At 60.5% G+C, this 16,944-nt stretch carries 1 protein-coding gene; it reads right to left on the bottom strand.

Annotation, left to right across the window (positions count from 1 at the left end; translation table 11 throughout):
- Positions 1-142: 142 nt before the first annotated feature.
- Entirely contained in the window at positions 143-16,792 is a 16,650-nt protein-coding gene (locus tag GST84_00970) for a retention module-containing protein (protein XGB11003.1), read from the bottom strand.
- Positions 16,793-16,944: the final 152 nt, after the last annotated feature.

The raw sequence follows: 16,944 nt of genomic DNA, 5'->3' as shown, positions 1-16,944 counted from the left end.
GATGTCCCTCGTCACGTTGGTTCCTTGTTGGTAGACAGCAGCATAGGCAAAGATCGCCGGGCGCGCAGGCCCGGCGCCAGAGTATGCGCTGTTGGCGAGTGGCAGGAAAGAGCCGGGGCCGCTATGCGGCCCCGGTGGTCTATCAGCTGTCCTTGTTGTGGATGATGATGGTCGGGTCGGCACCGCTGATCAACGAGTTGATCGTCTGGTTGGACCAGTTAACCCCTTCCAGCTTGATGGTCACGTCGGCGTTGGCGATACCACCTTCGGCGTTGAGCTTGCCTTCGCTGCTGACTTGCAAGGTGGTCGTACCCTCCACCGTGGTGAGCTTCAGGTAGTTATCGATGGTGCTGCCCTTCTCGCCCTGGAGCAGGTCCTTCAGGTCGATACGGTCACCCTCGGCCTTGTTGAAGTCCTTGATCACGTCGTTACCAAGGTCGCCAGCCTTCCACACGAAGGTGTCGGCACCGCTGCCACCGATCAGGATATCGTCGCCATGGCCACCGATCAGGGTGTCATTGCCAGTACCGCCCAACAGGATGTCGTTACCTCTGCCACCATCTAGCGTGTCGTTACCACCTTGGCCGAAGAGGATGTCATTGCCATTGCCGCCCGACAGGATGTCGTTGCCGTCTTTGGCACCGGAGATATCGAACTCGGTGTAGTGCTCGGTGATGTACTGGTGAACATTGCTGGTAGTGACAGCGCTGACTTCAACACCACTCTTCTCTGCAACGTACGTCTGCAGGGCCTGGTAGCCCTCGCTGACCACACCGTTGAGGGTGATCAGGTCACCGAAGATGATGTCGTTGCCGTTACCGCCATCGATGGTGTCGGCACCTGGCACCGTCGCTTCGGAGTGACCGAGAATCGCCTTGGCCAAATCGGACGGGTCGATATTGGTCTGTGGCTTGCCGGCACTGTCGTAAGGTTTCAGATCGTTCAGCGTGACATCGCTGTTCAGGCCGATAGCCTGGACTTTGCTCAAGCCGTTAGTGCCACCGAGCACGTTGAAACTCGCCGTAGAGCCAGCAGCCGCTTCAGTGTAGCTCCACCCATTACCCCAGCCCGCTCGCGAGGAGATCTCGTAGGTACCATCACCTTGAGCATGGATGGTGCCCAGTTCGTAAGTGTCGACTCTGCCATTACTCTTGTACGTGTAGACGTACACAGTGCCATCACTGTCGATTTCGAACTTGTGCGTACTGTCGACCATGGTGCTGAACGTGTCACCAATCTTGTAGTTGTTGACGTTCACAACATCATCCAGATATTTGCCACCTGTCCACAGACGAGGGTTGGTCGACTCGTCACTCTGGTAGTAGGTCGGCTTGCCATCAGTGATGAAATAGGTGAGGTTCTCCGCACCAGAGTTGCTCAAGGCCATCGTGCTCTTGAAGAAGTTGGACGTGGTCTTGAACGCGTCCTCGTAGTTGGTACCGCCACCGTAGCTGGTCCCCCCAACCATCGAGTTCAATACCGCTTGCAGTTTGCTCAGGGCATTCGAATCGGCCAGATTCACCGCCACGTTCTTGTTGACCTGGCTATCGAAGTCGACGAGGAAGATGTTCACGGTACCCGAGGTGTCCGAGCCCAGGCTGGCCTTGAGCGAATTGAACACCGAGGCCAACTGCGTCTTGGCATCTGCAATCGACTTGTCGCTCATACTGCCCGAGCTGTCGACCATGAAGGCGATATTGTAATTCTTGCCCTGAACCACGTTCAGCCCGGATACGTCAGCAACGATGATGTCGTTGCCTTCACTACCGGTCATCGTGTCATTGCCCGAGGTACCCACACTTGCCTTGTAGGTCGCAGCGTACACCGTCACCGGGATATTGCCGGTGGTGATGGCCGAGCCGCCCAGGCTTTCGGTGGCAGTCGAGGTAACCGTGATGTCGAACGAGCCTTTGTAATAGGCCGGCGGGGTCAGCGTCAGGCTGCTGAGTTTCCAGCCTGTCACATCGACCGGGGCAGTACCAACCGTGACCGTGTGGCCTGCACCATCGCTCAACACGGTACCTTTCGGGATACCGCTGAGTGTCACGTTCAAGCTTTCGGAGCCGTCGGTGTCGGTCAGGGCGGTGGAAATACCGACCAGTTTCACCGAGCCACCCTCAGGCCCTTCGTTGAGCTTGTAGCCGTCGTAGTAGCTCTGACCGTTCACGGTGTGCAGGTCAGACACGCCCAGGCCGGCATTGGCCATCTCGGTAACGTTCTGGTACATCTTGACGTTCGAGCTGCTCAGGTCGGTAACGGCACCGGAGCCTACCTGGATGTTCAGGTCATAGCTGCCTGGGCCGGACTGGTTGGCATGGTAGACCTCGATCGGGTAGTAGCCGCTGGTATTCGGGGTAAAGGTACCCGACACCCCGCCACCGGCTCCCCAGGTGGCCGTGACTACAGTCTTGCCACCGATGGTGACCACGAAGCTGTCGTCGGCCGAACCACTGAAGGTATAGACCTTGCCGGCTTCCAGGTAGATCAGGCCAGACGTTTTTGAACCGGTGCCAGCGTTGACGCTGCCATCGGACTGCACGTTGGTAGTGGTGCTGCTGGAGTTGGCACTGCCGGAGTTGGCAAAGACCGCCTTCAGATTCTCGCCGGTAATGCCGTTGCCGCCAGTACCCAGGCCGTTGAGGCTTGTCCAGACTTCCTTGGTCAGCCCTTTGGACTCGATATCGGCGTTGCCGAAGCTCAGGGTCGGTTTGTCGGCAACCGGGCTGATATCGACCTTCATGGTCACTTCGCTGCCCAGGTTGGTGTCATCGTTTGGCTTGAACTTGAACTGGGCGTAGTCGGCCTTCTGGTTACCCACGCCATTACCACCGTAGTTGTCCGCCCCCGACTGGTTCAGGGCCGGAACGAACTTCAGGTGCTGGGCAGTGATATCTGCCTGGCTGACCACCTGGCCAGCGGCCACATTCACCCATGCAGTACCGTTGAAGAACTGCAGGTTGCCGGCGACCGGGAGCGAGGTGATGGTCACGGACAGGTTAGTGTTGCCATCGGCATCGGTGACTTTGAAATCACTCCAGGCAAACACGTAATCAGTGTCCTCCACGCCAAACACCGCGCCACCAGGCGAAACCGGCAGGTGATCATTGTCGAGAATGGTGGTCGTCACGCTCGATTTGCTGCTATCGACCTGCAGGTTCTCGAAGTTACCACCCGTGGCGGTTTCAATCTTCACGACGAAGTTTTCGGTACCTTCGACCAGCTTGTCGTCGATGGTAGCGATATTGAACGTCGTGCCTGTGCTGTTGGCCGGAATCTTCACGGTCGCAACACCGGTGAAGTCGTCACCGTTTTTGGCGGTACCGCTGTAGCTAAGGGTGATAGTGACTTCGGACTTGGACGCGTTGCTCAGGGTCAGCGTGTACTGGCCGGTTTCACCTTCGGTCAGAGAAGACGTGCCGGTAATACCGACGGTGGTGACGTCACCCTGATTGCCGGTGCCCGGAGTTCCCGTACCTGGTTCGTCGGTCACGGCGGTGCTGACCGGGGTCTTGTCCAGCGTCAGTTGCTCGAACTTGCCGACATCCGCGCCTTCAACGGTTGCGATCGATTTGATCACAGGGTCGTTGGTACCGACGTAGACGTTGTCCGGGGCAGTCACGGTGGCAGTGCCCACGGTACCGTTGGCCGGTACGGTGATGACTGTGGTGCCGTCGCTCAGCGTGAAGGTCAAGGCGCTGTGATTGTTGATCGGCAGGCCGTCTTGGTTGGTCAGCGTGATGGTGTAGGTGATCTCGCCGCCTTCGGTCACCGAAGGGGTCGCAGTCAGCTTGGCCACCACTTCGTCGGTGGTGTCGGTCACTTGAACCGAAGCCGCACCGCCGAGTTCCAGGTTCTCGAAGGTCGCACCAGTGGCGTCCTCCGCCGAGTTGATACCCAGGCTGATCTGACCTGCGTCGTTGTAGACGTCATCGCCTTGTGCCGTGTGCTCGTATGGCGCGCTGGTGTCGCCAGCCTTGATGGTGACCTGGGCGTTGTTGCTCAGGGTCACGACCAGGTCGTGGTCCAGCGGCTGGTTGACGTGCACGGTGAAGGTCGGTTTGACGTTCTCGGCTACCGAAGTCTGGTCGGCCGTGATGGTGACCTTGACCAGGTCGCCTTCGTTGTTGCCGCCCGGGTTACCTGGGGTACCTGGCTCGTCAGTGACCGCTGTGCTGACCGGGGTCTTGTCGAGTGTCAGTTGCTCGAACTTGCCGACATCCGCGCCTTCAACGGTTGCGATCGACTTCACGACAGCGTCGTTGGTGCCGACGTAGACGTTGTCCGGAGCAGTCACGGTGGCTGTGCCCACGGTACCGTTGGCCGGCACGGTGATGACGGTGGTGCCGTCGCTCAGCGTGAAGGTCAAGGCACTGTGATTGTTGATCGGCAGACCGTCTTTGTTGGTCAGCGTGATGGTGTAGGTGATCTCGCCGCCTTCGGTGACCGAAGGGGTCGCGGTCAGCTTGGCCACCACTTCGTCGGTGGTGTCGGTCACTTGAACCGAAGCCGCACCGCCGAGTTCCAGGTTCTCGAAGGTCGCACCAGTGGCGTCCTCCGCCGAGTTGATACCCAGGCTGATCTGACCTGCGTCGTTGTAGACGTCATCGCCTTGTGCCGTGTGCTCGTATGGCGCGCTGGTGTCGCCAGCCTTGATGGTGACCTGGGCGTTGTTGCTCAGGGTCACGACCAGGTCGTGGTCCAGCGGCTGGTTGACGTGCACGGTGAAGGTCGGTTTGACGTTCTCGGCTACCGAAGTCTGGTCGGCCGTGATGGTGACCTTGACCAGGTCGCCTTCGTTGTTGCCGCCCGGGTTACCTGGGGTACCTGGCTCGTCAGTGACCGCTGTGCTGACCGGGGTCTTGTCGAGTGTCAGTTGCTCGAACTTGCCAACATCTGCGCCGTCAACGGTAGCGATCGACTTCACGACAGCGTCGTTGGTACCGACGTAGACGTTGTCCGGGGCAGTCACGGTGGCAGTGCCCACGGTACCGTTGGCCGGTACGGTGATGACGGTGGTGCCGTCGCTCAGCGTGAAGGTCAAGGCACTGTGGTTGTTGATCGGCAGGCCGTCTTGGTTGGTCAGCGTGATGGTGTAGGTGATCTCGCCGCCTTCGGTGACCGAAGGGGTCGCGGTCAGCTTGGCCACCACTTCGTCGGTGGTGTCGGTCACTTGAACCGAAGCCGCACCGCCGAGTTCCAGGTTCTCGAAGGTCGCACCAGTGGCGTCCTCCGCCGAGTTGATACCCAGGCTGATCTGGCCAGCATCGTTGTAGACGTCATCGCCTTGTGCCGTGTGCTCGTATGGCGCGCTGGTGTCGCCAGCCTTGATGGTGACCTGGGCGTTGTTGCTCAGGGTCACGACCAGGTCGTGGTCCAGCGGCTGGTTGACGTGCACGGTGAAGGTCGGTTTGACGTTCTCGGCTACCGAAGTCTGGTCGGCCGTGATGGTGACCTTGACCAGGTCGCCTTCGTTGTTGCCGCCCGGGTTACCTGGGGTACCTGGCTCGTCAGTGACCGCAGTGCTGACCGGGGTCTTGTCGAGTGTCAGTTGCTCGAACTTGCCGACATCCGCGCCTTCAACGGTTGCGATCGACTTCACGACAGCGTCGTTGGTGCCGACGTAGACGTTGTCCGGAGCAGTCACGGTGGCTGTGCCCACGGTACCGTTGGCCGGCACGGTGATGACGGTGGTGCCGTCGCTCAGCGTGAAGGTCAAGGCACTGTGATTGTTGATCGGCAGACCGTCTTTGTTGGTCAGCGTGATGGTGTAGGTGATCTCGCCGCCTTCGGTGACCGAAGGGGTCGCGGTCAGCTTGGCCACCACTTCGTCGGTGGTGTCGGTCACTTGAACCGAAGCCGCACCGCCGAGTTCCAGGTTCTCGAAGGTCGCACCAGTGGCGTCCTCCGCCGAGTTGATACCCAGGCTGATCTGACCTGCGTCGTTGTAGACGTCATCGCCTTGTGCCGTGTGCTCGTATGGCGCGCTGGTGTCGCCAGCCTTGATGGTGACCTGGGCGTTGTTGCTCAGGGTCACGACCAGGTCGTGGTCCAGCGGCTGGTTGACGTGCACGGTGAAGGTCGGTTTGACGTTCTCGGCTACCGAAGTCTGGTCGGCCGTGATGGTGACCTTGACCAGGTCGCCTTCGTTGTTGCCGCCCGGGTTACCTGGGGTACCTGGCTCGTCAGTGACCGCAGTGCTGACCGGGGTCTTGTCGAGTGTCAGTTGCTCGAACTTGCCGACATCCGCGCCTTCAACGGTTGCGATCGACTTCACGACAGCGTCGTTGGTGCCGACGTAGACGTTGTCCGGAGCAGTCACGGTGGCTGTGCCCACGGTACCGTTGGCCGGCACGGTGATGACGGTGGTGCCGTCGCTCAGCGTGAAGGTCAAGGCACTGTGATTGTTGATCGGCAGACCGTCTTTGTTGGTCAGCGTGATGGTGTAGGTGATCTCGCCGCCTTCGGTGACCGAAGGGGTCGCGGTCAGCTTGGCCACCACTTCGTCGGTGGTGTCGGTCACTTGAACCGAAGCCGCACCGCCGAGTTCCAGGTTCTCGAAGGTCGCACCAGTGGCGTCCTCCGCCGAGTTGATACCCAGGCTGATCTGACCTGCGTCGTTGTAGACGTCATCGCCTTGTGCCGTGTGCTCGTATGGCGCGCTGGTGTCGCCAGCCTTGATGGTGACCTGGGCGTTGTTGCTCAGGGTCACGACCAGGTCGTGGTCCAGCGGCTGGTTGACGTGCACGGTGAAGGTCGGTTTGACGTTCTCGGCTACCGAAGTCTGGTCGGCCGTGATGGTGACCTTGACCAGGTCGCCTTCGTTGTTGCCGCCCGGGTTACCTGGGGTACCTGGCTCGTCAGTGACCGCTGTGCTGACCGGGGTCTTGTCGAGTGCCAGTTGCTCGAACTTGCCAACATCTGCGCCGTCAACGGTAGCGATCGACTTCACGACAGCGTCGTTGGTACCGACGTAGACGTTGTCCGGGGCAGTCACGGTGGCAGTGCCCACGGTACCGTTGGCCGGTACGGTGATGACGGTGGTGCCGTCGCTCAGCGTGAAGGTCAAGGCACTGTGGTTGTTGATCGGCAGGCCGTCTTGGTTGGTCAGCGTGATGGTGTAGGTGATCTCGCCGCCTTCGGTCACCGAAGGGGTGGCAGTCAGCTTCGCCACGACCTCGTCAGTGGTGTCGGTGACATCCACCTTCGCAGCACCGCCCAACTCGAGGTTTTCGAAGGTGCGACCGTCGACATCCACAGCGGAGGTGATACCCAGGCTGATCTGGCCAGCATCGTTGTAGACGTCATCGCCTTGTGCCGTGTGCTCGTATGGCGCGCTGGTGTCGCCAGCCTTGATGGTGACCTGGGCGTTGTTGCTCAGGGTCACGACCAGGTCGTGGTCCAGCGGCTGGTTGACGTGCACGGTGAAGGTCGGTTTGACGTTCTCGGCTACCGAAGTCTGGTCGGCCGTGATGGTGACCTTGACCAGGTCGCCTTCGTTGTTGCCGCCCGGGTTACCTGGGGTACCTGGCTCGTCAGTGACCGCAGTGCTGACCGGGGTCTTGTCGAGTGTCAGTTGCTCGAACTTGCCGACATCCGCGCCTTCAACGGTTGCGATCGACTTCACGACAGCGTCGTTGGTGCCGACGTAGACGTTGTCCGGAGCAGTCACGGTGGCTGTGCCCACGGTACCGTTGGCCGGCACGGTGATGACGGTGGTGCCGTCGCTCAGCGTGAAGGTCAAGGCACTGTGATTGTTGATCGGCAGACCGTCTTTGTTGGTCAGCGTGATGGTGTAGGTGATCTCGCCGCCTTCGGTGACCGAAGGGGTCGCGGTCAGCTTGGCCACCACTTCGTCGGTGGTGTCGGTCACTTGAACCGAAGCCGCACCGCCGAGTTCCAGGTTCTCGAAGGTCGCACCAGTGGCGTCCTCCGCCGAGTTGATACCCAGGCTGATCTGACCTGCGTCGTTGTAGACGTCATCGCCTTGTGCCGTGTGCTCGTATGGCGCGCTGGTGTCGCCAGCCTTGATGGTGACCTGGGCGTTGTTGCTCAGGGTCACGACCAGGTCGTGGTCCAGCGGCTGGTTGACGTGCACGGTGAAGGTCGGTTTGACGTTCTCGGCTACCGAAGTCTGGTCGGCCGTGATGGTGACCTTGACCAGGTCGCCTTCGTTGTTGCCGCCCGGGTTACCTGGGGTACCTGGCTCGTCAGTGACCGCTGTGCTGACCGGGGTCTTGTCGAGTGCCAGTTGCTCGAACTTGCCAACATCTGCGCCGTCAACGGTAGCGATCGACTTCACGACAGCGTCGTTGGTACCGACGTAGACGTTGTCCGGGGCAGTCACGGTGGCAGTGCCCACGGTACCGTTGGCCGGTACGGTGATGACGGTGGTGCCGTCGCTCAGCGTGAAGGTCAAGGCACTGTGGTTGTTGATCGGCAGGCCGTCTTGGTTGGTCAGCGTGATGGTGTAGGTGATCTCGCCGCCTTCGGTCACCGAAGGGGTGGCAGTCAGCTTCGCCACGACCTCGTCAGTGGTGTCGGTGACATCCACCTTCGCAGCACCGCCCAACTCGAGGTTTTCGAAGGTGCGACCGTCGACATCCACAGCGGAGGTGATACCCAGGCTGATCTGGCCAGCATCGTTGTAGACGTCATCGCCTTGTGCCGTGTGCTCGTATGGCGCGCTGGTGTCGCCAGCCTTGATGGTGACCTGGGCGTTGTTGCTCAGGGTCACGACCAGGTCGTGGTCCAGCGGCTGGTTGACGTGCACGGTGAAGGTCGGTTTGACGTTCTCGGCTACCGAAGTCTGGTCGGCCGTGATGGTGACCTTGACCAGGTCGCCTTCGTTGTTGCCGCCCGGGTTACCTGGGGTACCTGGCTCGTCAGTGACCGCTGTGCTGACCGGGGTCTTGTCGAGTGTCAGTTGCTCGAACTTGCCAACATCTGCGCCGTCAACGGTAGCGATCGACTTCACGACAGCGTCGTTGGTACCGACGTAGACGTTGTCCGGGGCAGTCACGGTGGCAGTGCCCACGGTACCGTTGGCCGGTACGGTGATGACGGTGGTGCCGTCGCTCAGCGTGAAGGTCAAGGCACTGTGGTTGTTGATCGGCAGGCCGTCTTGGTTGGTCAGCGTGATGGTGTAGGTGATCTCGCCGCCTTCGGTCACCGAAGGGGTGGCAGTCAGCTTCGCCACGACCTCGTCAGTGGTGTCGGTGACATCCACCTTCGCAGCACCGCCCAACTCGAGGTTTTCGAAGGTGCGACCGTCGACATCCACAGCGGAGGTGATACCCAGGCTGATCTGGCCAGCATCGTTGTAGACGTCATCGCCTTGTGCCGTGTGCTCGTATGGCGCGCTGGTGTCGCCAGCCTTGATGGTGACCTGGGCGTTGTTGCTCAGGGTCACGACCAGGTCGTGGTCCAGCGGCTGGTTGACGTGCACGGTGAAGGTCGGTTTGACGTTCTCGGCTACCGAAGTCTGGTCGGCCGTGATGGTGACCTTGACCAGGTCGCCTTCGTTGTTGCCGCCCGGGTTACCTGGGGTACCTGGCTCGTCAGTGACCGCTGTGCTGACCGGGGTCTTGTCGAGTGTCAGTTGCTCGAACTTGCCAACATCTGCGCCGTCAACGGTAGCGATCGACTTCACGACAGCGTCGTTGGTACCGACGTAGACGTTGTCCGGGGCAGTCACGGTGGCAGTGCCCACGGTACCGTTGGCCGGTACGGTGATGACGGTGGTGCCGTCGCTCAGCGTGAAGGTCAAGGCACTGTGGTTGTTGATCGGCAGGCCGTCTTGGTTGGTCAGCGTGATGGTGTAGGTGATCTCGCCGCCTTCGGTCACCGAAGGGGTGGCAGTCAGCTTCGCCACGACCTCGTCAGTGGTGTCGGTGACATCCACCTTCGCAGCACCGCCCAACTCGAGGTTTTCGAAGGTGCGACCGTCGACATCCACAGCGGAGGTGATACCCAGGCTGATCTGGCCAGCATCGTTGTAGACGTCATCGCCTTGTGCCGTGTGCTCGTATGGCGCGCTGGTGTCGCCAGCCTTGATGGTGACCTGGGCGTTGTTGCTCAGGGTCACGACCAGGTCGTGGTCCAGCGGCTGGTTGACGTGCACGGTGAAGGTCGGTTTGACGTTCTCGGCTACCGAAGTCTGGTCGGCCGTGATGGTGACCTTGACCAGGTCGCCTTCGTTGTTGCCGCCCGGGTTACCTGGGGTACCTGGCTCGTCAGTGACCGCTGTGCTGACCGGGGTCTTGTCGAGTGTCAGTTGCTCGAACTTGCCAACATCTGCGCCGTCAACGGTAGCGATCGACTTCACGACAGCGTCGTTGGTACCGACGTAGACGTTGTCCGGGGCAGTCACGGTGGCAGTGCCCACGGTACCGTTGGCCGGTACGGTGATGACGGTGGTGCCGTCGCTCAGCGTGAAGGTCAAGGCACTGTGGTTGTTGATCGGCAGGCCGTCTTGGTTGGTCAGCGTGATGGTGTAGGTGATCTCGCCGCCTTCGGTCACCGAAGGGGTGGCAGTCAGCTTCGCCACGACCTCGTCAGTGGTGTCGGTGACATCCACCTTCGCAGCACCGCCCAACTCGAGGTTTTCGAAGGTGCGACCGTCGACATCCACAGCGGAGGTGATACCCAGGCTGATCTGGCCAGCATCGTTGTAGACGTCATCGCCTTGTGCCGTGTGCTCGTATGGCGCGCTGGTGTCGCCAGCCTTGATGGTGACCTGGGCGTTGTTGCTCAGGGTCACGACCAGGTCGTGGGCCAGGGCGGTATTGATGTGCACGGTGAACGTCGGTTTGACGTTCTCGGCTACCGAGGTCTGGTCGGCCGTGATAGTGACCTTGACGATGTCGCCTTCGTTGTTGCCGCCCGGGTTGCCTGGGGTACCTGGCTCGTCGGTCACCTCGGTGCTGACCGGCGTCTTGTCCAGGTTCAGGTTTTCGAACTTCCACGCATCTGCGCCGCTGACGGCGTCGATGGCATTGACCACCGGCTGGTTAGCGCCGACATAGACGTTGTCCGGGGCGGTTGCAGTGGCCGAGCCCGTAGTGCTGTTCGCTGCCACGACAACAGTAGTGCCGTCGGTCAGCTTGAAGTACAGCTCCGAGTGGTTGTTGATCGGCAGACCATCTTTGTTGGTCAGCGTAATGGTGTAGGTGATCTCACCACCTTCGGTCACCGAAGGAGTCGCGGTCAGCTTGGCCACCACTTCGTCGAGGGTGTCAGTCACTTGAACCGAAGCGGCACCGCCCAGTTCCAGGTTCTCGAAGGTCGCACCAGTGGCGTCCTCCGCCGAATTGATACCCAGGCTGATTTCGCCAGCATCCTGATAGACGTCGTCACCTTGCGCATCGTGCTCGTACGGAGCGCTGGTATCGCCAGCCTTGATGGTGACCTGGGCGTTGTTGCTCAGGGTCACGACCAGGTCGTGGTCCAGCGGTTGGTTGACGTGCACGGTGAACGTCGGTTTGACGTTCTCGGCTACCGACATCTGGTCAGCAGTAATAGTGACCTTGACGATGTCGCCTTCGTTGCCCGGCGTACCTGGCTCGTCGGTCACCTCGGTGCTGACCGGCGTCTTGTCCAGGTTCAGGTTTTCGAACTTCCACGCATCTGCGCCGCTGACGGCGTCGATAGCATTGACCACCGGCTGGTTGGCGCCGACATAGACGTTGTCCGGGGCGGTTGCAGTGGCCGAGCCCGTAGTGCTGTTCGCTGCCACGACAACAGTAGTGCCGTCGGTCAGCTTGAAGTACAGCTCCGAGTGGTTGTTGATCGGCAGACCATCTTTGTTGGTCAGCGTAATGGTGTAGGTGATCTCACCACCTTCGGTCACCGAAGGAGTCGCGGTCAGCTTGGCCACCACTTCGTCGAGGGTGTCAGTCACTTGAACCGAAGCGGCACCGCCCAGTTCCAGGTTCTCGAAGGTCGCACCAGTGGCGTCCTCCGCCGAATTGATACCCAGGCTGATTTCGCCAGCATCCTGATAGACGTCGTCACCTTGCGCATCGTGCTCGTACGGAGCGCTGGTATCGCCAGCCTTGATGGTGACCTGGGCGTTGTTGCTCAGGGTCACGACCAGGTCGTGGTCCAGCGGTTGGTTGACGTGCACGGTGAACGTCGGTTTGACGTTCTCGGCTACCGACATCTGGTCAGCAGTAATAGTGACCTTGACGATGTCGCCTTCGTTGCCCGGCGTACCTGGCTCGTCGGTCACCTCGGTGCTGACCGGCGTCTTGTCCAGGTTCAGGTTTTCGAACTTCCACGCATCTGCGCCGCTGACGGCGTCGATAGCATTGACCACCGGCTGGTTGGCGCCGACATAGACGTTGTCCGGGGCGGTTGCAGTGGCCGAGCCTGTGGTGCTGTTCGCGGCCACGACAACAGTAGTGCCGTCGGTCAGCTTGAAGTACAGCTCCGAGTGGTTGTTGATCGGCAGACCATCTTTGTTGGTCAGCGTAATGGTGTAGGTGATCTCACCACCTTCGGTCACCGAAGGAGTCGCGGTCAGCTTGGCCACCACTTCGTCGAGGGTGTCAGTCACTTGAACCGAAGCTGCACCGCCCAACTCGAGGTTTTCGAAGGTCGCACCAGTGGCGTCCGCCGCCGAATTGATACCCAGGCTGATTTCGCCAGCATCCTGATAGACGTCGTCACCTTGCGCATCGTGCTCGTACGGAGCGCTGGTATCGCCAGCCTTGATGGTGACCTGGGCGTTGTTGCTCAGGGTCACGACCAGGTCGTGGTCCAGCGGTTGGTTGACGTGCACGGTGAACGTCGGTTTGACGTTCTCGGCTACCGACATCTGGTCTGCAGTAATAGTGACCTTGACGATGTCGCCTTCGTTGCCCGGCGTACCTGGCTCGTCGGTCACCTCGGTGCTGACCGGCGTCTTGTCCAGGTTCAGGTTTTCGAACTTCCACGCATCTGCGCCGCTGACGGCGTCGATAGCATTGACCACCGGCTGGTTAGCGCCGACATAGACGTTGTCCGGGGCGGTTGCAGTGGCCGAGCCTGTGGTGCTGTTCGCTGCCACGACAACAGTAGTGCCGTCGGTCAGCTTGAAGTACAGCTCCGAGTGGTTGTTGATCGGCAGACCATCTTTGTTGGTCAGCGTAATGGTGTAGGTGATCTCACCACCTTCGGTCACCGAAGGAGTCGCGGTCAGCTTGGCCACCACTTCGTCGAGGGTGTCAGTCACTTGAACCGAAGCTGCACCGCCCAACTCGAGGTTTTCGAAGGTCGCACCAGTGGCGTCCGCCGCCGAATTGATACCCAGGCTGATTTCGCCAGCATCCTGATAGACGTCGTCACCTTGCGCATCGTGCTCGTACGGAGCGCTGGTATCGCCAGCCTTGATGGTGACCTGGGCGTTGTTGCTCAGGGTCACGACCAGGTCGTGGTCCAGCGGTTGGTTGACGTGCACGGTGAACGTCGGTTTGACGTTCTCGGCTACCGACATCTGGTCTGCAGTAATAGTGACCTTGACGATGTCGCCTTCGTTGCCCGGCGTACCTGGCTCGTCGGTCACCTCGGTGCTGACCGGCGTCTTGTCCAGGTTCAGGTTTTCGAACTTCCACGCATCTGCGCCGCTGACGGCGTCGATGGCATTGACCACCGGCTGGTTAGCGCCGACATAGACGTTGTCCGGGGCGGTTGCAGTGGCCGAGCCCGTGGTGCTGTTCGCTGCCACGACAACAGTAGTGCCGTCGGTCAGCTTGAAGTACAGCTCCGAGTGGTTGTTGATCGGCAAGCCGTCTTTGTTGGTCAGCGTAATGGTGTAGGTGATCTCGCCGCCTTCGGTGACCGAAGGGGTTGCGGTCAGTTTTGCGACAACTTCGCTGATAGTGTCCGAGATTTCAACGGTGGCCGGTCCCCCCAAGGCCAGCTTCTCGAAGGTGGTACCCGGAACTGTAGCGTCGGTAACACTGAGCGTGATGGAGCCTGCATCGAGATAGACGTCATCGCCCTGAGCCGAGGTCTTGTACTCGACTTCGGTCTTACCGGCTTCGATCGTTACGACGTCGCCGTTTGACAGGGTTACGGTCATCGGACGGTCCAGCGCCTGGCTTACTTTCACAGTAAAGGAAGGCTGCTGGTCTTCGGTCACATTGCCATTGCTAACAATGCTTACAGTGACGGTATCGATGCTGTCATTGATGACCGTCGAGGCTGGAGTCGGATTCGGGGTCAACTGCTCAAAGTTACCGCCAGTGGCATTCTCGATGGTGACGCTGACGGTCGAACCGTTGTTGTAGACGTCATTTGCCGGGGTCTGGAAGTCGACACTGCCCTGGGTTTTGCCGGCTTCAACGGTGATGGTCTGGCCGTTGGACAGGGTCACGGTAACTGGAGTCTGGGCAGGATTGCTCAGGGTCACGGTGTAGGTGATCACGCCGCCTTCGGTGACCGACGGGCTCGCCGTCAAGGTCGCAGTGGTGGTGTCGACCGAGTCGTTGATCGTGGTCTGAGCCGGGGTCGGGTTCGGGGTAAGTTGCTCGAAGTTGCCGCCCGTGGCGTTCTCGATGGTGACGCTGACGGTCGAACCGTTGTTGTAGACGTCATTCGCCGGGGTCTGGAAGTCAACGCTGCCCTGGGTTTTGCCGGCTTCAACGGTGATGGTCTGGCCGTTCGACAGGGTCACGGTCACCGGAGTCTGGGCAGGATTGCTCAGGGTCACGGTGTAGGTGATCACGCCACCCTCGGTCACGCTTGGCGAGGCGGTCAGGGTCGCTGTGGTGGTGTCGACCGAGTCGTTGATCGTGGTCTGAGCCGGTGTCGGGTTCGGGGTCAGTTGCTCGAAGTTGCCGCCCGTGGCGTTCTCGATGGTGACGCTGACGGTCGAACCGTTGTTGTAGACGTCATTCGCCGGGGTCTGGAAGTCGACACTGCCCTGGGTTTTGCCGGCTTCAACGGTGATGGTCTGGCCGTTCGACAGGGTCACGGTGACTGGAGTCTGGGCAGGATTGCTCAGGGTCACGGTGTAGGTGATCACGCCGCCTTCGGTGACCGACGGGCTCGCCGTCAAGGTCGCAGTGGTGGTGTCGACCGAGTCGTTGATCGTGGTCTGAGCCGGGGTCGGGTTCGGGGTCAGTTGCTCGAAGTTGCCGCCCGTGGCGTTCTCGATGGTGACGCTGACGGTCGAACCGTTGTTGTAGACGTCATTTGCCGGGGTCTGGAAGTCGACACTGCCCTGGGTTTTGCCGGCTTCAACGGTGATGGTCTGGCCGTTGGACAGGGTCACGGTAACTGGAGTCTGGGCAGGATTGCTCAGGGTCACGGTGTAGGTGATCACGCCGCCTTCGGTCACGCTTGGCGAGGCAGTCAGGGTCGCAGTGGTGGTGTCGACCGAGTCGTTGATCGTGGTCTGAGCCGGGGTCGGGTTCGGGGTCAGTTGCTCGAAGTTACCGCCCGTGGCGTTCTCGATGGTGACGCTGACGGTCGAACCGTTGTTGTAGACGTCATTGGCCGGGGTCTGGAAGTCGACGCTGCCTTGGGTCTTGCCGGCTTCAACGGTGATGACCTGGCCGTTGGACAGGGTAACGGTCACCGGAGTCTGGGCAGGGTTGCTCAGGGTCACGGTGTAGGTGATCACGCCGCCTTCGGTCACGCTTGGCGAGGCGGTCAGGGTCGCGGTGGTGGCATCGACCGAGTCGTTGATCGTGGTCTGAGCCGGGGTCGGGTTCGGGGTCAGTTGCTCGAAGTTGCCGCCCGTGGCGTTCTCGATGGTGACGCTGACGGTCGAACCGTTGTTGTAGACGTCATTCGCCGGGGTCTGGAAGTCGACACTGCCCTGGGTTTTGCCGGCTTCAACGGTGATGACCTGGCCGTTCGACAGAGTCACGGTGACCGGAGTCTGGGCAGGATTGCTCAGGGTCACGGTGTAGGTGATCACGCCGCCTTCGGTCACGCTTGGCGAAGCGGTCAGGGTCGCAGTTGTGGTGTCGATTGTATCGGTCACTTGGGTAACCGCTGGCGTTTGCGGCAATGTCACCGTCAGACCGCCACCACCGGTACTGCCTGTCACGGTCGCCGAAATCTGGCTCCCGTCGATGTAGGGAGTGTCATTTGCCGGAACTACGACGTTGACGCTTCCACTGGTCTGCCCGGCCGGAATGACGATCACGGCACCGTTGGACAGAGTAATTACCAAGTTGGTGGTCGGAGCCTGACCAACGGTGGCGGTATAAACGATTACGCCACCCGCTTCACTGATAGAGGGGGTTGCGCCAAGAATCAGATCAGTAGCAACGTTGGTATCCGTCGTGGGTGTGGTCACCAGGTTGTTGCCGTTGGTGTCCAGCAGGCCCACTTCTTCGCTATCGAGTACACCCGCAAAGCCCAGCCCATCAGTCGGGAAGCCGACCGTCGGGTCAACTCGGCCAGCCGTTTCTTCGAGCATCACGAAGCTGTGGCCACCGCCCAGCGCACCACCACCCGCTGATGACGGGCCAGCGGCGGTAGCTTCAAGCTCAGTAGTCGGGTCAACACCAGCAGCAATAGCCTGCTGCAGCTCTTCCACCGAAGGCGCGGCCTGCGCTGCAGCCTGGCTCAGGTCGGTACTGCTGTCAGGCGCGTCGGCGCTCCATTGGCTGTCACGGCCCAGATCGAGCATACGGCCATCAGCCAGCTCCAGAGTAACTGCGCCACCAGGACCGGTGAGCACTTCCTCACCGGTCAATAGGCGGTCACCTTCGATAAGTACACGCCGGATGCCCTCTGGGGATACCGCAATAACCTGGCCGACAATGCTTTTGACGATGGCTACAACGCTGCTCATTGGACTCTCCGTGTGACCCGATGGGTACTTCCCTGCCAGAGCGGCGCTTGATAGCCACTTCAGGCGGAACTATGTCGATGATCTCTTGACGTTTTGACGTCAATATTCCGTCTATAACTTTCTGGAATTGACTGACTGCCAAACTATTGACC

It is taken from the genome of Pseudomonas putida (assembly GCA_041879295.1).
In the GTDB taxonomy this organism is placed as follows: Bacteria; Pseudomonadota; Gammaproteobacteria; order Pseudomonadales; family Pseudomonadaceae; genus Aquipseudomonas; species Aquipseudomonas putida_Y.
The sequence above is the reverse complement of the archived record's forward strand: the minus strand, read 5'-3'. Positions and strand labels throughout refer to the sequence as shown.

What these genes read in the sequence shown, in the direction of transcription:
- GST84_00970 (XGB11003.1), bottom strand. Translation starts at nt 16,792, where the DNA reads ATGAGCAGCGTTGTAGCCATCGTCAAAAGCATTGTCGGCCAGGTTATT.